A 23,159-nucleotide genomic window follows, 5' to 3' on the forward strand; every position below is an offset into this window, starting at 1 on the left:
CCTACTCCTTGGCGACGCGTTTCATGTCCGCATCCATCATCATGCGGATCAGGGTGTCGAGGTCGGTCTTGGGTTTCCAGCCGAGCACACGCTGGGCCTTGGCCGGGTTGCCGAGCAGCACTTCGACTTCAGCCGGGCGGAAGAACGCCGGATCGATCTTCACGTAGTCGCGGTAGTTGAGACCGACATGATCGAAGGCGATGCGGCACATCTCGCGCACGGTGGTGGTGACGCCGGTGGCGACCACGAAATCGTCAGGCTTGTCCTGTTGCAGCATCAGCCACATGGCCTCGACGTAGTCACCAGCGAAGCCCCAGTCGCGCTTGGCGTCGATGTTGCCCAGGGCCAGCTCCTGCTGTTTGCCCTGCTTGATCCGGGCCGCCGCATCGGTGACCTTGCGGGTCACGAACTCGATGCCGCGCAGTGGCGATTCATGGTTGAACAGAATGCCGCTGCTGGCGTGCAGGTTGAAGCTTTCACGGTAGTTGACGGTGATCCAGTGGCCATAGAGCTTGGCCACGCCGTAAGGGCTGCGCGGGTAGAACGGGGTGTTCTCGTCCTGCTGCTCGGCCTGGATCAGGCCGAACATTTCGCTGGTGGATGCCTGATAGAAACGTGTGTGCGGGCTGAACTGACGGATCGCTTCGAGCAGGTGAGTCACGCCCAGGCCATCGACGATGCCGGTGGTCACCGGTTGGTCCCAGGAAGCCGCGACGAAGCTTTGGGCCGCCAGGTTATACACCTCGTCCGGTGCCGACTTGATCACCGCGCGCTGCACCGAGCAGGCGTCGGCCATGTCGCCGTCCAGGTAAACGATGTCGGCTTCAACGCCCATCTCGCGCAGGCGCCATCGCGAGTCGCTGCTGCGTCGTGCCACCAGGCCGTGAACCTTGTAACCCTTGTCGAGCAACAGTCTGGCCAGATAGGCGCCGTCCTGGCCGGTGATCCCTGTGATCAATGCACTTTTTGTCATTCTTGTCGTACTCGCGTCTCCCAGTCGGACAGGATCGCCCGCAGGGATTGTTGTGTAGTGATTTTCGGCGTCCATCCTGTGGTTCGGGCCAGCCGTTGATGGCTGCCACAAACGCGACGCTGATCTGCGCGGCGCATGCGCGCCGGGTCCTGAACCAGTTGCAGCTCGACCTCGGCCAGGTCGCCCATCTGTTCGATGAGGCTGCGGATGCTTTGCTCACGACCTGAGCAAATGTTGTAGACCTGTCCCGGCGTGCCTTTTTCCAGCAACGCGAAGTAGGCCGAAACCACGTCGCCGACATCAAGGAAATCGCGGGTGACATCGATGTCGCCGACTTCCAGTTGCGGCGCCTGCAGCCCTTGCTTGATGCGATTGATCTGTCGCGCGGCGCTGGCGATGACGAAGCTTTCTTTCTGCCCGGTGCCGATGTGGTTGAACGGGCGCGCCACCAGCACCGGCCAGCCTTCGCTCAACCCCCATTGCAGGCTGAGAAATTCGGCCGACAGTTTGCTCACTGCATAAGGATTGCGCGGGCAGGGTGGTTGTTGTTCGGTGATCGGCAGTGCGGGTTCTTCAACCTGGCCGTAGACGTCGCCCGAGCTGACATACAGGAACGTACCCTTGAAGCCCCGGGCCTTGAGTGCCTGCAACAGGTTCAAGGTGCCGTGCAGATTGATATCGAAGGTACGTGCCGGATCGCGAAAGGCTTCGGGAACGAAGGTCTGGCCAGCCAGGTGAATGACCGCATCGGGCAACTGAGGCCACAGGTCGATGAGGCTGGCCGGTTTTGTCAGGTCGTAGGGTGAGGCGGCAGGCAGCAGCTCCCACGACGCGTCTTCCCCTTGCAGACGTGACTGGATGTGTTGTCCCACGAATCCACTGAGACCCGTGATGAACAGACTTTTTTTCAAACAGCGACCCCTTGGTCTTTAACTTTCACCACTTCCCACAGGCTTTAAGGGAATGTCTGTCAGACCGAGAGAAAAATCCGGCAGAACGACGGGTGAAGTCGTTGTTGTAGTTGTTTGGTTGCCAATCTGTGCCAATTGCGCAGCAATTTCAACCGGCCAAACCGTGACTGGTCAGTTCTCGTCAGAGTAGTCGGGTTTTTCTCGCCGGGCGGTTCCCGAATCCTCGGCGGATGTGTTTAGAATGCCCCTCGTCGCGATCCCCGGCGGCATTTCGCAAGGATCGTGCGACAGGGTCAAACCGAACATTAAAACAAGAACAGAGACGTGCCCGATGACGCAGGACGAACACCGCTGATACCGGTTCGATCCGACGCCCGGCCGTCATAGCGTGAAGTTGCCGGGATGGCGGTTTCACCGTGGGATGCCATGAATTTCATTCTCTACTCGGACGTCAACGACCGCTCCATCAGCCAGAGTCTCGGGCGTCCCGAATACAGCTACTACTTCGTGCTCAAGGCCTATCGCCCGGTGCTGGAAAGCCTGGGTCGGGTGCATGTGGTATCCAGCCGCGCCGAAGTCGATCCACTCTATCGAGCACTGCTCGGTGCCGGTGAAAGCAGCGTTTTCCTGTCATTCACGCCGCCACAAAACACGCCGACCGACCTTGAATGCCCGACGATCTGCGTGATCGCATGGGAGTTCGATTCGATTCCCGACGAGTCGTGGGACGATGATCCGCGCCACGACTGGACGCAGATGCTCGCACGACAGGGACGGGTCATCACGCTGTCGAGCCACACCGCCCGCGCGATTCGTCGCGCCATGGGCGAGGACTTTCCGGTACTCGTGCTGCCGACGCCCTTGTGGGAAAACTTCGCCGCCATTCGTGAGCAGCACGTCAGTGCGCCGATCAATCCAGGCGCGACCCTGGCGATCAAGGGCTGCATTTTCGACAGCCGCACGCTGGGACTGTCTGCCGACGATTTGCTGCCCAAACCGCTGACCGCCGAACAATTGGCTGAAATCGAGGCACTGCGCCCGCCACCGCTGACGGTCAAACGACGCCTGGTCATTGCCCGCCATTATCTGCGTCTGTGGATGCTGGGCGCGGGTGAAGAACGGGTGGAATTCCTGCACCACTGGTACTGGGAAGGTGTGCAGGATCTGCTGTCGGACAGCGCACACGCCTGGCTTGAAAAACGTTTCCCGGCCATCGCCGCTCCGCCTGCGGTGGCTGTGGTCGAGCCACCCCCGCTGGATCTGCCGGACACCTCCTCGGTGGTCGAGACCGCGGTGGAAGGCGTGATCTACGTCACCGTGTTCAACCCCAAGGACGGTCGCAAGAACTGGCACCACCTGATCACCGCGTTCTGCTGGGCCTTTCGCGAAACGCCTGACGCGACGCTGGTGCTGAAGATTACCCAGAACGATCTGGCCTCCTACTACAGCGAACTGATGACCCTGCTCGCGCAACTGACACCGTTCGCCTGCCGGGTGCTGGTGATGCACGGTTATCTGGACGATGCGCAATACGCGCGGCTCTACCAGGCTGCGAGTTTCTACGTGAACGCCTCACGTTGCGAAGGCCTGTGCCTGCCATTGATGGAGTTCATGTCCAGCGGCAAACCGGTGATCGCCCCGGACCACACGGCCATGGAAGATTACATCGACGACACGGTGGCCTTCGTCGTGCAGTCCAGCGAAGAGCTGACGATCTGGCCCCAGGACACCCGCATCCTCTACCGCACCCTGCGCTATCGGCCGGACTGGGCTTCGCTCAAAAGCGCCTATGAGCACAGCTACCGGATGGCCAAGGCGCAGCCGCAGGAATACGCGCGCATGTCTGCCGCCGCTGTCGAACGCATGCACGACTACTGCGCGTTCGCTCCGGTGCAGCGGCGCATGGCGGACTTTTTCGGCCTCGTGCCGCTGGCTGCCGATGCCGCCCCCGTGACGGACAACGCCTCATGCTGATCATCATTCATTCGGAAACCAACCAGCACACCATCGCGCAGAACCTGGGGCGTTCGGAGTACAGCTATTACTTCGTGCTCAAGGAGTACCGCCCGGTGCTCGAACGCCTTGGGCGTGTGGTGGAAGTCGTCGATCCGGCGCGCGAAGTCGATGCGCTGTATCTGGAATGCCTGTCCCGTGGCGAGCCCTGCGTGTTCCTGTCGTTCTCGCCGCCGCACCGCACGCCGATCCACCTGGCATGTCCGACGCTGCCGGTGTTCGCCTGGGAATTCAGCACCATCCCCAACGAACCCTTCGACAACGAGCCGCGCAATGACTGGCGCACAGTGCTCCGGGCCTGCGGCGCGGCGATCACCCATTCCACCTACACGGTCAATGCCGTGCGCGAAGCCATGGGCGCCGATTACCCGATTGTCGCGGTGCCCGCGCCGGTGTGGGATCGTTTTGCGGCCCGGGGCGCACAGCTTCAGGGGCAGCCCTCGACAGGTCCGGTGCGCCTGACGATCAAGGGGCTGGTCGCCGACAGCCGTCAGCTCGATCTCGACGCGTTCGGTCCGAAACACCTGCGCCGTGGCGAGGGCATCGATTTCCAGGCACCGGTGCGCGAGCAGGAGCTGCTGCTGGACGGTGTCGTCTACACATCGGTGTTCAATCCCGGTGACGGGCGCAAGAACTGGGAAGACATGCTCAGCGCTTTCTGCGTGACATTCCGCGACGTCGAAGACGCGACGCTGGTGCTCAAGCTCACGCACCACGATGCCGAAGAAGCGCTCGGCGACATTCTTCATCACCTGTACAAAAACCAGTCCTACCGCTGCCGCATCGTGCTGATTTATGGCTACCTCGCGGACGCGGACTACGAGCGTCTGGTGCAGGCCACCCGTTACGTGGTGAACACTTCCTACGGTGAGGGTCAGTGCCTGCCGCTGATGGAGTTCATGTCCTGCGGCAAACCGGCCGTGGCGCCGCGCACCACGGCGATGATCGATTACCTGAGCACCGACAACGCGTTCCTGGTCGAGTCCACCGATGAACTCACCGCCTGGCCTCACGACCCGCGCAAGGCGTTCCGCACATTGCGCTACATGACTAATTGGGCGTCGGTCTGTGTGGCCTATCGCGACAGCTATGCAGTGGCGAAGAACGATCCCGGGCGTTATGCGCAAATGTCGGCGCAAGCCGTTGCCAGTCTCCAGGCGTTCTGCAGTCAGGCGGTGGCCGAGCAGCGTTTGCGTGATTTCCTCGCTCAAGTGCAGGAATCTCGCGCTGTCGCTGCAACGGAAGCCACGGGCACATGATCCGCGCATTGCTGAGGCGTTTGCGTCCGGTGGCGCGATCGGTGCCGGTCGCTTTGCCGGTTGCTGCGCCTGAACCGCTGGCTGCTGGCGTGTCGCCGCGGGACGTCGGCCTGCACGACGCCATGCTCGACGGCTGGTTTCACGGCGACAGTGGCGAGTTGCTCAAGGGCTTTGCCATTGACGCGGACGACACCCTGCTCGACGTGGGTTGCGGTGAGGGCGTGGCGACATTGTTCGCCGTACGCCAGGGCGCCTCGGTGATCTTCACCGACAGCGAACACGACAAGGTGCGCGACCTCGCCCGGCAAGTCGAAGCGCAGAGCCGCAAGGCCAGCCTCGGTCTGGTCAGCAACAGTCTGCCACTGCCGCTGAGCGACGGCTGTGCGAGCAAGGTCGTGTGCATGGAAGTGCTGGAGCACATCGATCAGCCCGAGCCGTTCATGGCCGAGCTGGTGCGCATGGGCCGTCCCGGTGCGCTGTACCTGCTCAGTGTGCCGGCGCCGGTGGGCGAGCATTTGCAGCAGGGCATTGCCCCGGCGGGTTATTACCAGTCACCCAACCATGTGCAGATCTTTACCCCGGAACGCTTCGCGGCACTGGTGGAGGATGCCGGCCTGGTGATCGAGCATCGCCAGGCCACGGGGTTTTTCTGGGTCATGGGCATGATCTTTTTCTGGGCCAGCGAACGGGCTGCCGGACGTGACCTCGGCGGGGCCGTGCGCGACCGGATCCAGGCGCCGTATCCACCGTTGATGGAGAGTTGGGCCAGAACCTGGCAGGACTTGCTGGCGCAGCCCGATGGCTTGGCGATCAAACAGATGCTCGACCGTTTCATGCCCAAGAGTCAGGTGATCATCGCCCGCAAACCGCTCGATGCAGGACGTGTGTCATGAGCGGCAAGCGGATCATGGACATCGAAGTCCTGCGCGCTGTTGCGGTACTCGGCGTGCTGTTTCATCACTTGCAGGGCAGCCTGTTCACCGACACGGTGCCGCTGCTTGAAAGGATCCATGCCTGGGCGCAGCCGTGGTGGGGTGTCGACCTGTTTTTTGCGATCTCCGGGTTTGTCATCGCCCGCAGCCTGATCCCGGCTCTGCGCGGCTGCAGCAATCGCCAGGAGTACTGGGAGCAGACGCGCAATTTCTGGCTGCGCCGGGCGTTTCGTCTTCTGCCGTCGGCCTGGCTGTGGCTGGCGCTGATGCTGCTGGCGTGCGTGTTTCTGAATCGATCAGGCGCGTTCGGCACGTGGTCCGCCAACGTCCAGGCCACCCTGGCCGGGGTGCTGCAGTACGCCAATTTCCGCTTTGCCGATGCGTTCTTTCATTACGAATACGGCAGCAGTTTCGTCTACTGGAGCCTGGCGCTGGAGGAGCAGTTCTACCTGTTGTTCCCGCTATTGATCATGCTGTGCCGCAAGCATCTGGTGTGGGCATTGCTGGCGCTGGTGGCGGTGCAATTGTGCACCGTGCGCACGCCGCTGCTGATGGTGATTCGTACCGATGCGCTGGCGCTGGGTGTGCTGTTGGCCATGTGGAGCGTGCAGCCGGGTTATCGCCGTTGGGAGCCGGTATTCCTGCGGCGGCCATGGGCCGGAGTGTTCGCGCTGGTCGGCCTCGGAGCGCTGCTGAGTTTCATGGCCACCGACCGTTTCACTTTTGCCGGTTACCGCATCGGGTCTATCGCCGTGCTCAGCGCCGTACTGGTGTGGATTGCTTCGTACGACCGCAATTACCTGCTGCCGGCCGGTGGCCTGCAACGACTGATGGCATGGATCGGCAGCCGCTCCTACGGCATTTACCTGATCCACATCCCGGCCTATCAACTGGTACGGGAACTGATCTTCCGTTTGCAGGGCGCCGGTCTGCCGAACCCGGCCGGGCATCCGATCGTGACGCTGCTGATAGCCGGTGGCCTGATCGTGCTGCTCAGCGAACTCAATTACCGCTTGATCGAAATGCCCATGCGCAATCGAGGCGCCACGCTGGTGAAACGCCTCGCCACCTCGCGAACCGTCGTCTCGTCCTCTGGAGCCACCTCATGCTGAGCCTTCTGAAAAAACTCACGGCGGCTCCGGCCCCCGCACAAGCTGTCGCACCGGTCGCCGACAAGGTGGACCCTTACATGCTCGGCCTGCACGACGCGATGCTCAGCGGCTGGTTCAACCAGGAAACCGGTGAGCTGTTCAAAGGCTTCCCGGTGACCGCTGATGACACCTTGCTCGACGTTGGCTGCGGCGACGGTGGCAACGTGCATTTCTGCGGCATGCGCGGGGCGAAGATCATCATTGCCGACATCGACGGCGCCAAGGTCGAAGCGACTCGCCAGCGCCTGAGCGATACGCCGGCGCGTGGCGTCGAATGCCATGTGACCGACTGCAATCCGCTGCCGATCGCCGATGGCACCGCCACTCGCGTGGTGTCCACTGAAGTCATCGAGCACGTCGACGATCCGGCGCAGTTCCTTGCCGAACTGGTGCGTGTCGGCCAGTCGGGCGCGTTGTATTTGCTGAGCGTGCCGCACCCCAGCTCCGAAGACCTGCAAAAGGACATTGCCGCGCCGGAGTATTTCCAGAAGCCCAACCACATTCGCATCATCAGCGAAGAGCAGTTCAAGGCGATGGTCAGCGAGGCGGGACTCGAGATCATCAGCCATAGCCAGTACGGCTTTTACTGGTCGATGTGGATGATGCTGTTCTGGGAAGCCAAGGTCGAATTCAGCAACCCGGATCATCCGCTGCTCAACCATTGGGCCGATACCTGGCAAGCGGTGCTCGACTCGCCGCGCGGCGCGCAGATCAAGCAGGCGCTGGATGCGGTGGTGGCGAAAAGTCAGGTCATCATTGCCCGCAAGCCCTGAGCGCTTTTGTGTAACCTTGCAGCCTGATGTCTCAGGGATCTGCAAGGTATGCGCTTTATCATCGGGTGGTCAGCCCTGGTGGCTGTGTTGTTGCTGTGTGCTTGTGAACGACAGGACACAGTGCCGCTCGATCAGCAGCTTTACGTCTGGCAACGGCAATGGACGCCGGCCCATGAGCTTGCCCTGAACGACAGTCGCAACGACTTTTCGACGTTGCGGGTATTGGCGTTGCAGGCTTTCCCGAATGCCGGATGGAGTCGGGCACGCGTCGATTCTGCGTTGTTGAAACGCGATGCCCGGCCGCTGATCGCGGTAATTCGCCTCGACGGCCAGCTCAAGGCGCTCGACCCGCAAGCGGTCACGGCGCAAATCCTTCAAGTGCTCGCTGACTGGCAAGGCCAGGGACTGACCCTGAGCGGCGTCGAGATCGACCATGACGCCGGCAGTGCCCGACTGTCGGCCTATACCGAATTCCTCGCTCATTTGCGCGGCGCCTTGCCGGCCAATCTGCCCCTGAGCATCACCGCGCTGCCTGCCTGGCTCGATAGCCCGCAATTGCCGGCGCTGCTGGCGACCGTCGATAGCAGTGTGTTGCAGGTCCATGCCGTCAGCGATCCGCGTCGCGGTCTGTTCGATCCCGAGCAGGCGCAGCGCTGGGCCAAGGCCTGGGGGCGGGTGACCGACAAACCGTTTTATCTGGCGCTGCCGGCCTACGGCGTGGCGTTGTTGGCGGATGCCGATGGCGCTCCGGTGGTGGAAAGCGAAGTGCCACTCGAACGGGGTGGCCAGCGACGCGAATTGCTCGCCGATCCGCAACAACTGGGCCGGTTGGCCAATGAGTTACGCGAGGATCGCCCGGCGCACCTGGCCGGTCTGATCTGGTTTCGGCTGCCGTTGGCCAACGACCGCAGAGCCTGGAGCCTGAGTACGCTGCGCGCGGTCGCCCGAGGCGATGCATTGAGCAGCCAGCTTGGCCTGACGTTTACCGAACAGAACGGCCTGCAAGACATCGCCCTGCGTAACGTCGGCAACCTCGACAGCGCCTGGCCCGCCCGCATCACCCTCAAGGCCCGGGGCTGCGAAGGCGCCGATGCGCTCGCCGGTTATGCGTTGCAACAGACGGCGGATCTGCTTACCTTCACCCGCCTGCGCGACGGCCGATTGCCGGCGGGCGGGCAACGTGCGATCGGTTGGGCACGCTGCGCAAATATTGATCAAGGAGGTTCGCATGTTGACCCGTAACTGGCCCCGCCATCTGCTTTGCCTGAGCCTCAGCCTGCCGCTGGGTTCGGCGCTGGCCTGCGGCCCGGATTTTCCGATGCGTCTGCTCGACGATCGCGGGCAATCGCTGGCGGAACTGCCGGAGGGCAACTTCAGGTTCGAGATCAGTCGCCTCGGCAAAACCATTGCCGGGCTGAAGAACGTCACTACCGCCACCCACAATCCGGATGACATCTACGCCGAGGCGCCAGAACCCGCCGAGGTGCGCGCCAAGGCCGAGCAGATCGGCCTGACGCCTGAACAGCAAGCGCTGGTCAAACAATTGCGCAGCCTGACCGATGCGCGTCAGGTCGAGGTGCAGGGCGTGAGCCTGCCGGCGGAACTGCGTCTGTATGTGGCGGGCGCCGTGGCGTTCGGTGCCGGTGATCATCAACTGGCTGTCGAGTATTTCCGTCAGTTGCTGGCGCTGCCGGCCGATCAACGTGCGTTGCGCAGCACCTGGGCTGCTTATTCGCTGGGCCGGGCGTTCTTTGCCATGAGCAGCGAAGCAGGCGATGCGCTTGAAGCATTGGAAAACGCCATCGAAGCCTTCCGCCAGACGCGGCAACTGAGCATCGACGGTTTCAGCGATCCGCTGGAACTCGGCGTGGCCAGCCTCGGCGAAGAGGCGCGAGCGCTGCGCACGGCGGGCAGTTGGGACAAAGCCATCGAACTCTATGCCACGCAAAACCTGCATGGCTCGAACGTCGGCTACACCTCGCTGAAGCTGTTGATGAACGATCTGGCCGAAGAGCCCGAGGATCGACTGGAGAAGTTGCTGCGCGGCAAAGCCGTTCAGCAACTGGTGACCGCCTCGCTGATCAGCCGGATCGGCTGGTCGTTCGGCGATGAACCGCCGAACGAGAAGAAGCTGGTCAAGGCCCTGCAAGCGAGCACGCGCGGCAGCCTCGATAACGCCGATCGACTGGCGGCGATGAATTATCAACAGGGCGATTACGCCAGTGCCAAGGCGTTCCTCGAACACGCTGGCGACAGCGGTCTGGCGTGGTGGCTGCGGGCGAAACTGGCGGTGCGTGACGGAGACAAGAACGCGGCGGCTGCGGCCTATGCGAAAGCTGCGCAAGCGTTCCCGCAGGGCGAGTCCTGGGGCGAGCGGCGCACTGCCGACTGGAATCTCGAAAGCATGCAGCCCAAGTGCCGGGTCGAGGGTGAAAGCGCGATTCTGGCGCTGCAACGTGGCGAGTATCTGCAGGCGTTCGACCAGTTGTATCGCAGCCAGCACATTTACTGGTTCGACGCCGCGACCGTGGCCGAGCGAGTGCTGACGGTCGAGGAATTGAAAAACTATGTCGATACCAACGTCCCGGCACCCCCTGCGCTGAGCCAGCAGGATCGTGACAATTACGTGCCTCTGCCGGTGGCCGCCAGCCTGCGCAATCTGCTGGGTCGGCGCTTGTTGCGTGAGGGGCACTACGAAGAAGCGGTCGGTTATTTCGACAGCGCCGATCTGCAGAACAAGGCCCGGCTCTATGGTGAGCAACGCCTGAAGGCCGACTCGGCATGGTGGCCGACCAAGCGTGCCAGCGCGCTGTTCAATGCGGCGTGGACGGCCCGCGAGTGGGGCATGGACATCCTGGGCTACGAAATGGCCCCGGATTACGCGACATTCGGTGGCAACTTCAGTCTGGAAAACACCGAGCTGAAAGTCGGGCCGCTGGTGAGCGAAGCCGAGGTGAAACGTCAGAAGGCCAGTGAAGCGCAGCCGGACGAGCGTTATCACTACCGTTTTGTCGCCACGGCGCTGGCCAGTCGTGCAGCGGATAATCTGCCGCACACCAGTCAGGCGTTTGCTGCGGTGTTGTGCTCGGCAGCCGGTTTCAATAGCAGCCTGCAAGAGCAAAGCGCGCTGTATCAGCGATATGTGAAAGAAGGTCCGTACATGGGCTGGGGCGGCTATTTCGGCCAGCAATGTCCTTATCCGGATTTCGCCAACGCAGACAAACGCTACGTCACCCAGGTTGTGGATGCTGTACGCGGAGTGTTGCGACCCTATAAGCGTGCAGTACAGATCGGCACCATTGTCGGGTTGACCGTCATTGCGCTGGTAATCATTACCCGCCGCCAGCGCAAGGTCCGCAAAACCTAAGCCTGCTGGACGAACGTCAGGCGCACGGCAAAGCCGATCAACAGGCTGCCGAACAACCACTGCTGCACTCGCTGGGCCGTCGGGCTGTGTTTCAGCCAGCGGCCCAGCGCGGCGCCGGTCAGGGCGTAGGCACTGTCGAACAGCAGGCCTGCGCCCACTAGCATCGCGCCGAGCACGGCGAATTGGGTCAGTACCGGTGCGCCATCTGCCACGATGAACTGCGGCAACAGCACCGAGCAGAACAGCAACGCTTTCGGGTTGAGCAGGTTGGTCAGCAGGCCGCGACGGATGGCTGCGTACCACTGCGCATGACTGTCCGTCACGGTGTCGGCGTTCAGATCCGGCAGCAGCGTGGTGCGCAGGCATTGAATGCCGATCCACAGCAAGTACGCCGCGCCGGCAATCCGCACGGCATCGAACGTCCACGGCGCCGCCTTGAACAGGGCCGCCAGCCCCAATGCTGCGAGCGCGACGTGGCAAGCTCGGGCAATCGCCAGGCCCACCGCCGTGGCCAGCGCCGCGCCGCGACCCTGGCGGGCGCCGGTCTGCAACAGCAGGATCATGTCCGGGCCGGGCAGCAGATAGACCACCGCCAAAGCCAGGAAAAACAGCCAGAGACTCGCCATGTCGCACCCCTTTCGTTGTCGATTCGGTCGCCTCAGTCTAGGGCCGAAGGGCAGGGCAGGTGGTTGCGTAGTCAGCTTCTAAAGGCCGCTGAATTGGCATAATCTGCGCTCTTTCACCGTGTAAACCATCAGGATCTGCCAACCATGAAACTGGATGCCTTCGACCGCAAGATTCTCGCCGCGCTGCAACGGGACGGGCGCCTGAGCAATGTGCAGCTGGCTGACGAAATCGGTCTGTCGGCGTCGCCGTGTCTGCGCCGGGTGCGGATGCTCGAAGAGGCCGGGGTGATTCGCGGATACCAGGCCAATCTGGATCGCGATGAAGTGGGGTTGGGGCTGACGGTGTTTGTCGGGGTCAAGGTCGAGCGCCACAACGACGAACAGGCCGAGGCATTCCACCGGGCGGTGACGGCTTTGCCAGAGGTGATTTCGGCGTTTCTGGTGTCCGGGGAATCGGACTTTCTGCTGCAAGTAGTGGTGCCGGATCTGCGCGCCTACGACCGCTTTCTCACCGGTTGCCTGTTGAAGCTGCCGGGGGTGAGCGATATCCGCAGCAATTTTGCGATCCACACGGTGAAAACGCCCGGCGCATTGCCGCTGGGGCATCTGCCGTCCTGATACTTCCCGCATTGCGCGGGAAGTATTCGCACAGTGCTTACATCTGCGTCGCCATCCCCTCGACATTCATCGCCGCCTGACGCAACGCTTCGGAGCGGGTTGGGTGTGGGTGACAGGTCAGGGCGATGTCCTCGGCCGAGGCGCTGAATTCCATGGCCACGCAATACTCGCCGATCATTTCGCTGACGCTCGGACCGACCAGGTGCACACCGAGGACTTCGTCGGTGCGCTCATCGGCGATGACTTTGGCGAAGCCTTCGGTCTCGTGATTGATCTTCGCCCGGCTGTTGGCGGTGAACGGGAATTTGCCGACCTTGTACGCCCGGCCTTCGGCCTTCAGCTGTTCTTCAGTCTTGCCGACGCTGGCCAGCTCCGGGCGGGTGTAGATCACGTTGGGAATCAGGTCGTAATTGACCTCGCCGGCCTTGCCGACGATCTGTTCGATGCAGGCCATGGCTTCGTCTTCGGCCTTGTGCGCGAGCATCGGCCCGGATGTTACGTCACCGATCACCCACACGCCGGGTGCTTCGGTGCGATGCTGTTTGTTGGCGAGCATGCCGCGTTTGTCGGTGCTCAGGCCGACGTTTTCCAGGCCCAGGCCCTGGGTGTACGGACGACGTCCGATGGCCACCAGCACATAATCGGCTTCAAGGATTTCCGCGCTGCCGCCAGCGGCAGGTTCGACGCTGAGCTGTACGCCAGTGTCGGAGGAGGTGGCGCTGGTCACTTTCGAGCTCAGCTTGAAGCTGATGCCTTGTTTGCTCAGTGAGCGTTGCAGAGTCTTGCCGGCTTCGCCGTCGACACCGGGGCAGATGCGGTCGAGGTATTCCACCACCGTCACCTGCGCGCCGAGCCGGCGCCAGACCGAGCCGAGTTCGAGGCCAATTACGCCTGCGCCGATCACCACCAGATGCTTGGGCACTTCGCTCAAGGACAGCGCACCGGTCGAGTCGAGGATGCGCTTATTGTCGATCTCCACGCCGGGCAGGGGAGTGGGCTCGGAGCCGGTGGCGATGACGATGTCCTTCGCGGTGAGCTCGATCCGGCTGCCCTGATCGCCGGTCACGCTGACTTTTCCGGGGCCGTCGATGTGGCCCCAGCCCTTGATCCAGTCGACCTTGTTTTTGCGGAACAGAAACTCGATGCCTTTGGTCAGGCCGCTCACGCTTTCGTCTTTCTGCTTCATCATTTGCGCAAGGTTGAGCGTGGGTTTGACCTCGATGCCGAGGTTGGCGAACTCCGCGCCCAGCGCCGCTTCATATAGTTCTGACGCATGCAAAAGCGCCTTGGACGGCATGCAGCCGATGTTCAGGCAGGTGCCACCCAGCGTGGCGCGGCCTTCGACGCACGCGGCCTTGAGGCCCAGCTGGCCGGCGCGGATCGCTGCGTTATAACCGCCGGGGCCACCGCCCAGAATCACCACGTCATAGTTGCTCATGCTCTTACTCCTGGCTGAAGGATGCGGATCGGTAAAAGTAGTTCGCACTGAAAATTACGAACGTAATATGTGCGTTTCCGGACATTTCGGTCAAGGCTTCAGGCAAGCGACAGGTTGCACATCTTTGAATGGCGCAAATGAGTACAAATATTTCACGACTTTCGTTATATCGTAACGATATGTGCAGTGAGCCAAGGGTTTTGGGGGGATATGCAAGTCGATCTGGATGAAGGCACGCCGGTGACCGGGTTGCCGCGCTTTCAGCAAGCGGCAACGCAGGGCCGGCGATTGCGTCGCCTGGCCATCGGTCTGGGCGTGTTGGCCGGGGCAGGGTGGATACTGGCATTTTTTGTCGGGCTGTTTGCACCGCAATCGCTGTGGCCCGCGTTGCTGGTCAATCAGAGCGCGGCGTTGCTGGTGCTGGTGGCCGGGCTGCAATCGGCGTGGTGGGTGACGCAATGGCGGGCACGGGTGATCAATCCCGTCGTGCCGGTTACGGCTGCTGAGGAACCTGCGCCAGAGGGTTGGTACGAACGGCTGCTGGATCGGATGAGCCAGCGCAGTCTGCACCTGCTCGGGCAGATCGGCGCGGCCACATTGTGGCTGGGCGGGTGGTCGTTGCTGGCGCTGTTAAGCATCGAGCAAATGTGGAATCTGACGCTGCCGGCGGCGGGTGTGGGGTTGTCCGCTACGGTCGGCGCGGCCATCGCGTTGCTGCTGGCGTTCGCTCTGCTGGTACTGGAGCGGCAACTGGCGCAGGAAAACCCGGCGCAATGGCCCGAGGCCGGAGCGCTGGCGCAACTGACGCGGGTGGCAATCATCAGTCTGGTGCTGGGTGCGTTGTGCCTGTTGTTTGCCAGTGACAGTGCAATCTGGCCGGTGCGTCTGGCAGTGTTGATCGGCATTCTGCCGGGGCTGGTTGCCCTGGAATTGCTGTTGCGCGCGCTGCTGTCGCTGTTCAGCCCGCGCCGCGAACAACTCGAACCGGTGTTGCTGGCCCGCAGTTTCGTTGCCGATCTGCTGCGCTGGCCGCCACAACCTCTGCTCGCGTTGCAGCACGAATTGCACAACCGCTTCGGCATCGATCTGCGTCAGATCTGGGCCTTCAGTTACATGCGCCGCGCCTTCTTGCCGGTGTTGTTGCTGGTGGCGGCGGTAGGCTGGTTGCTCACCGGCCTTCACGAAATACCGATGCAAAGCCGTGGCATTTACGAGCGCTTCGGCAAACCGGTGCAGGTGTTCGGGCCGGGTTTACACGCCGGTTTGCCTTGGCCGCTGGGGCGTGTACTGAATGTTGAAAACGGCGTGGTGCATGAACTGGCGACCAGCGTCGGTGAGAACCCGTCACCCGTACAGTTGGATCCGGCAGAAGGCCCGGCGCCATTCACCGCCAACCGTTTGTGGGACGCCAGCCACGTGAACGACAAGTCCCAGGTTATCGCCAGCAGCCGTGGCGATCAGCAGAGCTTTCAGATCGTCAACATGGACGTGCGCTTCGTCTACCGCATCGGCCTGAGCGATCAAGCTGCGTTGGCCGCCACCTACAACAGCGCCGATGTGCCCACGCTGATCCGCAGCACCGCCAGCCGGATTCTGGTGCATGACTTTGCCTCGCGTACCCTCGACGGATTGCTCGGCGAGGACAGGACCGGGCTCGCCGAAGAAATCGGCCGCGCCGTACAAAGCGATCTGCAGAAACTCGACAGCGGCGTGGAAATTCTCGCCACGGTGGTCGAAGCGATTCACCCGCCGGCAGGCGCGGCCAATGCCTATCACAGCGTGCAAGCGGCACAGATCGGCGCTCAGGCGTTGATCTCCCGCGAGCGCGGCGCCGCTGCCGAAGCGAGTAATCAGGCGCAGTTGCAGGCCAGCCTCGCTCGGGATCAGGCCAGTGCCAACGCCCATGAAATCAACGCCACCGCCCGGGCGGCGGATCTGAAATTCAGCGCCGAACAGAAGGCCTACGCCAGCGCCGGCCAGGCCTTCGTGCTGGAGCAATACCTCAGCCAACTCAGCCAGGGTTTGAGCAAAGCCAAACTGCTGGTACTCGACCATCGTCTGGGCGGCAGCAGTAACGCACCGACCATCGACCTGCGTACGTTCACGCTGCCGGCAGATCCGGCGCGCACCACCGCTCAGCCAGGAGCCACCCATTGAGCCAGTCGCACACTCACGATCACCATGACCACAGCGGCCACGATCATGCTCATGGCGGCGGTCATCACCATCACGGGCATCATCACCATCACCACGGTGCGCCGGAAGAGGCGGGGCCTTTTCCGTGGAAACGCATGGGCTGGGCAGCGTTGCTGGTGGCGTTCGCCATCGCGGCGGCGAGCCTGGTGCAAGTGCGCTCCGGTGAGGCCACGGTCATCACCCGTTTCGGCAACCCATCTCGCGTGTTGCTGGAACCTGGCCTGAGCTGGCGCTGGCCGGCACCGTTCGAAGCGGCGATTCCGGTGGATCTGCGTTTGCGCACGACCTCCAGCGGCTTGCAGGACGTCGGCACCCGCGACGGTTTGCGCATCATCGTTCAAGCGTATGTGGCCTGGCAGGTGCAGGGCGATCCTGACAACGTGCAGCGCTTCATGCGCGCCGTGCAGAATCAGCCGGACGAAGCGGCGCGGCAGATTCGGACGTTTGTCGGCTCGGCACTGGAAACCACGGCCAGCAGTTTCGATCTGGCCAATCTGGTGAACACCGATGCCAGCCAGGTTCGCATCGCCGATTTCGAAGCGCAGTTGCGCCAGCAAATCGATCAGCAACTGCTCGCGACTTACGGCGTGCGCGTGGTGCAGGTGGGCATCGAGCGTCTGACATTGCCATCGGTGACCCTCACCGCAACGGTCGACCGGATGCGCGCCGAGCGTGAAACCATCGCCACCGAACGCACCGCCATCGGCAAACGTGAAGCGGCGCAAATCCGCTCCGCCGCCGAACGCGATGCGCGCATCGTGCAAGCCGACGCCACGGTGAAAGCCGCCGATATCGAAGCTCAATCGCGGGTGGAAGCGGCGCAGATTTACGGGCGCGCTTACGCAGGCTCACCGCAGCTGTACAACTTGCTACGCTCGCTGGACACCCTCGGCACCATCGTTTCGCCGGATACCAAACTGATCCTGCGCACCGACGCCGCGCCATTCCGGGTGTTGGTCGACGGACCGCCGAATCTCGACAGCAAAAGCGGATCGCAGCCATGAATGAAGTTCCACGTGGAACACATTCGCTGAACAGTCCGTGGATTCAGGCGGGACGTCTGGCGTTTTTCGCGCTGTATGCGGTAACCGTGCTCGCGGCATTAGCCTGGGCGTTTTCCAATGTTCGGCAGATCGATCCGCAGAACCGGGCGGTGGTTTTGCACTTTGGAGCACTGGATCGCATTCAGAATGCCGGGTTGTTATTGGCCTGGCCGCAGCCGTTCGAACAGGTGGTTTTGTTGCCGGCGGCGGATCGGGTGATTGAACGCCGGGTGGAAAATCTGCTGCGCAGTGATCAGGCCATGCAAGCGGATCGTGTCGCCACCTTCGCCACGCCGCTGAGTGACGCGTTGGCCGGCTCCGGTTATCTGCTCACCGGTGATGCCGGAGTGGTGCAACTGGATGTGCGGGTGTTCTACAAGGTCACCGATCCTTATGACTTCGTACTGCAAGGCGAGCATGTGTTGCCTGCGCTGGATCGAGTAGTGACGCGAAGCGCCGTCGCACTGACGGCGGCGCGAGATCTGGACACGATTCTGGTGGCTCGGCCGGAACTGATCGGCGCTGATAATCAGGCCGCCGAACGTCGCGAACGGCTACGTGGCGATCTGGTGCAAGGCATCAACCGACGTCTCGCCGAGTTGAAGGCGAGCGGGCAGGGCATCGGCATCGAAGTGGCGCGGGTCGATGTGCAATCGAGTCTGCCGGAGCCGGCGGTGAGTGCGTTCAACGCCGTCCTCACCGCCAGCCAGCAAGCTGACAAGGCGGTCGCCAATGCCCGCACCGAGGCCGAGAAACTCACCCAGTCCGCCAACGAACAGGCCGACCGCACGCTGCAAGTCGCCCACGCCCAGGCCGGTGAGCGCCTGGCCAAAGCCTCCGCCGACACGGCGACGGTGTTGAGTCTGGCCAAGGCGCAACAGCAGGGTACGGACCCGCAAATGCTGTTGCGTCTGTACCGTGAGCGGATGCCGAAGATTCTCGGTCAGGCCGGTTCGGTCACCACGGTCGATCCGAAAGACGATTCACGCCTGATCATTCAGGGAGCCAGCAAATGACTGCCACCACCTCATCTCCGAGCCTGTTGTCCTCGGCCGAACAACGCCGCGCCGCGCGCCAGTTGACCCTGGCGATGCTCGCCCTCGGTTTGCTCGGTCTGGGGCTGATCTGGCGCTGGTTGATGCCGGAGCAAACCGGCGTCAGTCAGCTGTTGCTCGGATTCGCTTCTTTATTAGTCGCGGTGCCGGTGATGCGTTCGGCGTGGTTCAGCCTGCGTTATCCGAGCCTGCACGGCATCACCGATCAGTTGATCGCCCTGGCGATGATCGGGGCCTGGGCCACCGGCGATCTGCTCACGGCGGCGTTGTTGCCGATCATCATGATCTTCGGCCACGTGCTGGAAGAGCGCAGTGTGATCGGCTCCCAGGAAGCGATTCATGCCCTCGGCCAACTGACCCGCAGCCATGCGCGCAAGGTGCAGGCGGACGGCTCGATCATCGAAGTCGACAACGGCACGCTCAAGGCTGGCGACAAAGTGGAAGTGCGCGCCGGGGATCGGGTGCCGGCGGACGGTCGGGTTTTATCCGGCCAGGCCAGCCTCGATACGGCGTCGATCACCGGTGAGTCGGTGCCGGTGGAAGCGGGCGTCGGCATGGCGGTGTTCGGCGGCGCGATCAACCTCGACGGGCTGCTGCGAATTGAAGTGACCCGTACCGGGGATGAATCCACCCTCGGCAAAGTCATCGCGCTGATGCAGAACGCCGAACGCTCCAAGCCGCCGATCACTCGTTTGCTCGAACGTTATGCCGGCAGTTACATGGTGCTGGTGTTGTTGCTCGCGGCGGTGACCTGGTTCATCACCAACGATGCGCAGGCGATGCTCGCGGTGCTGGTGGCGGCATGCCCTTGCGCATTGGTGCTGTCGGCGCCGGCCACGGCGATTGCCGGGGTAGCGGTGGCGGCTCGGCACGGGATTCTGATCCGCAGCTCGGCGTTCCTTGAGGAGCTGGCCGATCTTACGTCCTTGGTCGTCGACAAGACCGGCACCCTCACTTACGGCACGCTGCGCTTGCAGTCGATCAACAGCCCGCGAGCGGATCACGGGGCGGTGATGGCGCTGGCTGCAAGCCTGGGTGCGGCGAGCAGCCATCCGGTCAGCCGCGCGCTGGCGGGACTGGTCAGCGCGGAACAGGTGCTGGTGCTGACCGATATTCATGAGCGGCAGGGGTTGGGCGTAGTGGCCAAAACCGCGCAAGGCGAGGCCGCGCTCGGGCGCCCGGAGCTGTTTGCGCAGTTGGGCATCCCGACCACGGCGATCCCCGAACACGACGGCCCGATTGCCGGGTTGGCGCTGAACGGCGAATTCCTTGCCTGGCTGTTGCTGGCCGACACCGTCAAACCGGAAGCGCGATTTGCACTGAGTGAGCTGCGTGACCTCGGGCTCGGACGGCAACTGCTGTTGACCGGTGACCGGCAAAGCGTCGCGCAGACCCTGGCCAAGGATGTCGGCCTGCACGAAGTCGAAGCCCAGGCGTTGCCCGAAGACAAACTCAATCGAGTGCTCAAGGAAATCGACAACGGCTTCCGGCCGATGGTGGTCGGCGACGGGATCAACGATTCGCTGGCGCTCAAGGCGGGCGTCGTCGGTGTCGCGATGGGAGCGGGTGGCGCGGACATTGCGCTGGCTTCCGCCGACATCGTGCTGATCGGCAGTGACCTGCGTCGGCTCGGCACCTGCGTGCGCCTGAGTCGTCAGTGCCGACGCACCTTGCAGGTGAACGTGATCATCGGTCTGGGCTGGACGCTGGCCATCGTGGTATTCGCAGCCTTCGGCTGGCTCGGGGCAGCGGGCGCGATGATCGCTGCATTGCTGCACAACCTGAGCACGTTGCTGGTGCTGGGCAATGCCGGGCGCCTGCTGCGGTTTCAGGAACCGCTGCTGAAGCTGAAAGCGTCGGATTGATCATTTTTCGAACTGTGCGCCGCTCTCGCAGTCATTTGAGAAGGCGCACTGAAGCAAGGATGACAGCGTCATTACAGCCTCTGCGGCTGATAGTCGGCGACTATCAAATCGATAGCCTGCTAATTTTCAAGGATGGTCTACCCTCAGATCAGACGTCTGAAACCAGGGGGATATTCCATGCTCGCGCAACTTCCACCGGCCTTACAGAATCTGCAGCTTCCGCTTCGCCTGCGACTCTGGGACGGCCATGAGTTCAATCTGGGCCCTACGCCCAGCGTCACCATTGTGGTCAAGGACCCGCAGATGGTCAGCCAGTTCACCCATCCAAGTCTGGACGCATTGGGTGCGGCCTTCGTCGAGGGCAAGCTCGAACTGGAGGGCTCGATCAGCGAAGTCATCCGGGTGTGCGATGAGCTGAGCACGGCGCTGCTCGATGAAGACGATGACAGTCAGCCGGTGCGCACGCTCCACGACAAGGAAACCGACGCCAAGGCCATCTCCTATCACTACGACCTGTCCAACGCGTTCTACCAGCTGTGGCTGGACAGCGACATGGCGTATTCCTGCGCGTATTTCGAAACCGGCAGCGAATCCCTGGAGCAAGCCCAGCAAGCCAAGTTCCGGCATCTGTGCCGCAAGCTGCGTTTGCAGCCAGGCGATTATCTGTTGGACGTCGGTTGCGGTTGGGGCGGATTGGCGCGTTATGCCGCCCGCGAATTTGGCGCCAAGGTCTTCGGTATCACCCTGAGCAAGGAACAACTGGCCCTGGCCCGCGAGCGGGTCAAAGCCGAAGGCCTTGAAGATCAGATCGAACTGCAACTGCTCGACTATCGCGATCTGCCCCAGGACGGGCGTTTCGACAAAGTGGTCAGCGTCGGCATGTTCGAACACGTTGGTCATGCCAATCTCGCCGAATACTGCAAAACCCTGTTCGGCGCGGTGAAAGAGGGCGGTCTGGTGATGAACCACGGTATCACTGCCAAGCACACCGATGGCCGTCCGGTCGGACGCGGTGCCGGGGACTTCATCGAGAAGTACGTGTTCCCCAACGGTGAGTTGCCGCACCTGGCGATGATCTCGGCCGAGATCAGCGAAGCGGGTCTGGAGATCGTCGACGTCGAGAGTCTGCGCCTGCACTACGCGCGCACCCTGGACCACTGGAGCGAACGGCTGGAGGACAACCTTGAGGCCGCCGCGAAACTGGTGCCGGATCAGGCGCTGCGCATCTGGCGTCTGTACCTGGCGGGCTGCGCTTATGCATTTGCCCGCGGCTGGATCAATCTGCACCAGATCCTCGCCGTGAAGGCCCATGCCGACGGCAGCCATGAACTGCCGTGGACGAGGGACGACATCTACAACCCTTGAACCTAGAGAATCGGTGAAATCAGCCGGGCGATCCGCATGCCGACCTGTTGCAGGCGGTGGATCTCCCGGCTTTCTTCTTTGGCGACTTCATAGGCCTGGGCGAAGTCATCGTTGAGCATCTGTTCTACGCTGGCAGCGAATTCGCTGTCGACAGTCAGCAGCATCACTTCGAAATTCAGCCGGAACGAACGGTTGTCCAGATTGGCGCTGCCGATGGCGCTGATTTCGCTGTCGATCAACACCACTTTCTGATGCAGGAAACCCGGCTCGTAGCGGAACACCCGCACGCCGGCGCGCACCGCTTCGAACGCGTAAAGGCTGGAGGCGGCGTAGACAATGCGGTGGTCGGGACGCGAAGGCAGCAACAGGCGCACGTCGACTCCGCGCAGAACTGCCAAGCGCAACGCCGCGAACACGGCTTCGTCGGGAATGAAGTAGGGGCTGGTGATCCACACGCGCTCGGTGGCGGCGTGGATGGCTTCGACGAAGAACAGCGAGCAGGTTTCGTAAGCATCCGCCGGGCCGCTGGCGAGCAATTGGCAAAGCACGCCATCCTCCGGGTAGGCGTCCGGCAGGATCAGCGGCGGCAACGATCGTGCGGCCCAGAACCAGTCTTCGGCAAATGACTCCTGCATGCACGCCACCACCGGGCCGCGCACCTGGACGTGGGTGTCGCGCCACGGTGCCAGCGGTGGTTTTTCACCCATGTATTCGTCGCCGACGTTGTGGCCGCCGACAAACCCGATCAGCCCGTCGACCACCACGATCTTGCGGTGGTTGCGGAAATTCACCTGGAAACGATTGAGCCAGCCGCTGCGGGTGGCGAACGCCTTGACCTCGACGCCGCCGTCGCGCAGCGCCTGCACGTAGCTGTGGGGCAGGGCGTGGCTGCCGATGCGGTCGTAAAGCAAATGAATCACCACGCCTTCGGCCGCTTTCTTCAGCAGCAGGTCACGCAGGTGCTGACCGAGACGATCGTCGTGAATGATGAAAAACTGGATCAGCACCGCTTCCCGTGCTTGGTCGATTGCGTGGAAAATCGCCTCGAAGGTGGCTGCGCCATTGATCAGCAATCGCACTTCATTGTTGGCCAGGCACGGCATGCGCCCCAGCTTCGGCATCGCCCGTAACGAGTCATAAGCATTCGAGGCGCGGGCAGTCAGGGCTTCTTCCACCCACGGCCGCCAGTTGAGTTCGGAAATCGCCTGGCGCATCTGTTCGTTGGCCTGGCGGCGGGCCTTGATGTAGCCATCGAAGGTGCTACGGCCGAACACCAGATACGGGATGAGGGTGAGGTAGGGAATGAAGATCAGCGACAACGCCCAGGCGATCGAGCCTTGAGCGGTGCGTACGGTCAATACGGCATGGATCGCGGCGATCGAGCCGAGGGTGTGTATCAGGGCGATCAGATAACCGAAAATGTGCGGTCCGAAATAATCCATGGGGCAACCTTGCTCCTGAAGATTCAATGCTTAACAGACCATGTTCCATGGCGATTGTCGCTATTTGTTTTCAAGCCGCCGGCGCCCGCCATGAACCGAAACAGGCGGCCGGCGTCTAACGGCCACTACTGA

18 protein-coding genes are annotated in these 23,159 nt (G+C 62.5%); 13 read left to right on the forward strand and 5 right to left on the reverse strand.

The window, feature by feature from the left end:
* Position 1: 1 nt before the first annotated feature.
* Together gmd and PMI24_RS12030 are read right to left on the reverse strand one after the other, a co-directional pair.
* On the reverse strand, positions 2 to 973 hold the full coding sequence (gene gmd / locus PMI24_RS12025; protein WP_007954189.1) for a GDP-mannose 4,6-dehydratase: 972 nt from the start codon (positions 971 to 973) through the stop codon (positions 2 to 4).
* A complete protein-coding gene (locus PMI24_RS12030; RefSeq protein ID WP_007954191.1) occupies positions 970 to 1,884 on the reverse strand; it encodes a GDP-mannose 4,6-dehydratase in 915 nt (304 codons plus the stop codon). Before PMI24_RS12030 ends, gmd begins: the two co-directional genes overlap by 4 nt.
* 426 nt (positions 1,885 to 2,310) lie before the next feature.
* On the opposite strand from PMI24_RS12030, the gene PMI24_RS12035 reads away from it, so the two are divergent.
* Genes PMI24_RS12035 through PMI24_RS12065 form a run of 7 tightly spaced genes read left to right on the forward strand, consistent with a single transcriptional unit; the run spans position 2,311 to position 11,379 of the window.
* The gene (locus PMI24_RS12035) at positions 2,311 to 3,858 is read left to right on the forward strand and encodes a glycosyltransferase (protein ID WP_007954193.1); all 1,548 of its coding nucleotides are present in this window, start codon (positions 2,311 to 2,313) and stop codon (positions 3,856 to 3,858) included.
* Positions 3,852 to 5,156, forward strand: coding sequence for a glycosyltransferase (locus PMI24_RS12040; protein WP_007954195.1), 1,305 nt, complete (start codon positions 3,852 to 3,854; stop codon positions 5,154 to 5,156). Before PMI24_RS12035 ends, PMI24_RS12040 begins: the two co-directional genes overlap by 7 nt.
* Positions 5,153 to 6,049 (forward strand): class I SAM-dependent methyltransferase, encoded by an 897-nt coding sequence (locus PMI24_RS12045; RefSeq protein ID WP_007954197.1) that lies wholly within the window; start codon positions 5,153 to 5,155, stop codon positions 6,047 to 6,049. Before PMI24_RS12040 ends, PMI24_RS12045 begins: the two co-directional genes overlap by 4 nt.
* Positions 6,046 to 7,200, forward strand: coding sequence for an acyltransferase family protein (locus tag PMI24_RS12050; protein WP_007954199.1), 1,155 nt, complete (start codon positions 6,046 to 6,048; stop codon positions 7,198 to 7,200). The genes PMI24_RS12045 and PMI24_RS12050 overlap by 4 nt, the downstream gene beginning before the upstream one ends.
* Positions 7,194 to 8,012, forward strand: coding sequence for a class I SAM-dependent methyltransferase (locus PMI24_RS12055; RefSeq protein ID WP_007954201.1), 819 nt, complete (start codon positions 7,194 to 7,196; stop codon positions 8,010 to 8,012). The genes PMI24_RS12050 and PMI24_RS12055 overlap by 7 nt, the downstream gene beginning before the upstream one ends.
* 48 nt (positions 8,013 to 8,060) lie before the next feature.
* Entirely contained in the window at positions 8,061 to 9,254 is a 1,194-nt protein-coding gene (locus PMI24_RS12060; protein ID WP_007954202.1) for a DUF3142 domain-containing protein, read from the forward strand.
* Positions 9,241 to 11,379 (forward strand): hypothetical protein, encoded by a 2,139-nt coding sequence (locus PMI24_RS12065; RefSeq protein WP_007954203.1) that lies wholly within the window; start codon positions 9,241 to 9,243, stop codon positions 11,377 to 11,379. Before PMI24_RS12060 ends, PMI24_RS12065 begins: the two co-directional genes overlap by 14 nt.
* Here the strand turns inward: PMI24_RS12065 and PMI24_RS12070 are convergent.
* Positions 11,376 to 12,005, reverse strand: coding sequence for a LysE family translocator (locus tag PMI24_RS12070; RefSeq protein WP_007954204.1), 630 nt, complete (start codon positions 12,003 to 12,005; stop codon positions 11,376 to 11,378). The two genes, PMI24_RS12065 and PMI24_RS12070, sit on opposite strands and share 4 nt — an antisense overlap.
* Before the next feature lie 144 nt (positions 12,006 to 12,149).
* Between PMI24_RS12070 and PMI24_RS12075 the strand changes: the two genes are divergently transcribed.
* Positions 12,150 to 12,623, forward strand: coding sequence for an Lrp/AsnC family transcriptional regulator (locus tag PMI24_RS12075; RefSeq protein WP_007954205.1), 474 nt, complete (start codon positions 12,150 to 12,152; stop codon positions 12,621 to 12,623).
* A gap of 37 nt (positions 12,624 to 12,660) precedes the next feature.
* Here the strand turns inward: PMI24_RS12075 and lpdA are convergent, their stop codons facing one another.
* A complete protein-coding gene (lpdA, locus tag PMI24_RS12080; RefSeq protein ID WP_007954206.1) occupies positions 12,661 to 14,061 on the reverse strand; it encodes a dihydrolipoyl dehydrogenase in 1,401 nt (466 codons plus the stop codon).
* Between the two features lie 210 nt (positions 14,062 to 14,271).
* Between lpdA and hflK (PMI24_RS12085) the strand changes: the two genes are divergently transcribed.
* From hflK (PMI24_RS12085) to cfaB, 5 genes are all read left to right on the forward strand, one after another.
* Positions 14,272 to 16,218: a protease modulator HflK gene (gene hflK / locus PMI24_RS12085; protein WP_007954208.1), complete on the forward strand. Its 1,947-nt coding sequence runs from the start codon at positions 14,272 to 14,274 to the stop codon at positions 16,216 to 16,218.
* Complete coding sequence (gene hflC, locus PMI24_RS12090; protein WP_045121726.1) at positions 16,215 to 17,261, forward strand: protease modulator HflC; 1,047 nt, start codon at positions 16,215 to 16,217, stop codon at positions 17,259 to 17,261. The genes hflK (PMI24_RS12085) and hflC overlap by 4 nt, the downstream gene beginning before the upstream one ends.
* Positions 17,258 to 18,316: a protease modulator HflK gene (gene hflK / locus PMI24_RS12095; protein WP_007954212.1), complete on the forward strand. Its 1,059-nt coding sequence runs from the start codon at positions 17,258 to 17,260 to the stop codon at positions 18,314 to 18,316. The genes hflC and hflK (PMI24_RS12095) overlap by 4 nt, the downstream gene beginning before the upstream one ends.
* A complete protein-coding gene (locus tag PMI24_RS12100; protein ID WP_007954214.1) occupies positions 18,313 to 20,220 on the forward strand; it encodes a heavy metal translocating P-type ATPase in 1,908 nt (635 codons plus the stop codon). The genes hflK (PMI24_RS12095) and PMI24_RS12100 overlap by 4 nt, the downstream gene beginning before the upstream one ends.
* A gap of 177 nt (positions 20,221 to 20,397) precedes the next feature.
* Complete coding sequence (cfaB, locus tag PMI24_RS12105; RefSeq protein WP_007954216.1) at positions 20,398 to 21,585, forward strand: C17 cyclopropane fatty acid synthase CfaB; 1,188 nt, start codon at positions 20,398 to 20,400, stop codon at positions 21,583 to 21,585.
* Between the two features lie 2 nt (positions 21,586 to 21,587).
* Here cfaB and cls read toward each other — a convergent pair whose 3' ends face one another.
* A complete protein-coding gene (cls, locus tag PMI24_RS12110; protein WP_007954218.1) occupies positions 21,588 to 23,027 on the reverse strand; it encodes a cardiolipin synthase in 1,440 nt (479 codons plus the stop codon).
* Positions 23,028 to 23,159: the final 132 nt, after the last annotated feature.

The organism is Pseudomonas sp. GM25 (assembly GCF_000282255.1).
Classification (GTDB): domain Bacteria; phylum Pseudomonadota; class Gammaproteobacteria; order Pseudomonadales; family Pseudomonadaceae; genus Aquipseudomonas; species Aquipseudomonas aphyarum.

Excerpts from the sequence above, each read along its gene's own strand:
- hflK (WP_007954212.1), top strand. The coding sequence starts at position 17,258 with ATGAATGAAGTTCCACGTGGAACACATTCGCTGAACAGTCCGTGGATT.
- PMI24_RS12045 (WP_007954197.1), top strand. The coding sequence starts at position 5,153 with ATGATCCGCGCATTGCTGAGGCGTTTGCGTCCGGTGGCGCGATCGGTG.
- PMI24_RS12050 (WP_007954199.1), top strand. The coding sequence starts at position 6,046 with ATGAGCGGCAAGCGGATCATGGACATCGAAGTCCTGCGCGCTGTTGCG.
- PMI24_RS12060 (WP_007954202.1), top strand. The coding sequence starts at position 8,061 with ATGCGCTTTATCATCGGGTGGTCAGCCCTGGTGGCTGTGTTGTTGCTG.
- PMI24_RS12075 (WP_007954205.1), top strand. The coding sequence starts at position 12,150 with ATGAAACTGGATGCCTTCGACCGCAAGATTCTCGCCGCGCTGCAACGG.
- PMI24_RS12035 (WP_007954193.1), top strand. The coding sequence starts at position 2,311 with ATGAATTTCATTCTCTACTCGGACGTCAACGACCGCTCCATCAGCCAG.
- cfaB (WP_007954216.1), top strand. The coding sequence starts at position 20,398 with ATGCTCGCGCAACTTCCACCGGCCTTACAGAATCTGCAGCTTCCGCTT.
- PMI24_RS12070 (WP_007954204.1), bottom strand. The coding sequence starts at position 12,005 with ATGGCGAGTCTCTGGCTGTTTTTCCTGGCTTTGGCGGTGGTCTATCTG.
- lpdA (WP_007954206.1), bottom strand. The coding sequence starts at position 14,061 with ATGAGCAACTATGACGTGGTGATTCTGGGCGGTGGCCCCGGCGGTTAT.
- gmd (WP_007954189.1), bottom strand. The coding sequence starts at position 973 with ATGACAAAAAGTGCATTGATCACAGGGATCACCGGCCAGGACGGCGCC.
- PMI24_RS12100 (WP_007954214.1), top strand. The coding sequence starts at position 18,313 with ATGACTGCCACCACCTCATCTCCGAGCCTGTTGTCCTCGGCCGAACAA.
- PMI24_RS12065 (WP_007954203.1), top strand. The coding sequence starts at position 9,241 with ATGTTGACCCGTAACTGGCCCCGCCATCTGCTTTGCCTGAGCCTCAGC.
- hflK (WP_007954208.1), top strand. The coding sequence starts at position 14,272 with ATGCAAGTCGATCTGGATGAAGGCACGCCGGTGACCGGGTTGCCGCGC.
- PMI24_RS12055 (WP_007954201.1), top strand. The coding sequence starts at position 7,194 with ATGCTGAGCCTTCTGAAAAAACTCACGGCGGCTCCGGCCCCCGCACAA.
- cls (WP_007954218.1), bottom strand. The coding sequence starts at position 23,027 with ATGGATTATTTCGGACCGCACATTTTCGGTTATCTGATCGCCCTGATA.
- PMI24_RS12040 (WP_007954195.1), top strand. The coding sequence starts at position 3,852 with ATGCTGATCATCATTCATTCGGAAACCAACCAGCACACCATCGCGCAG.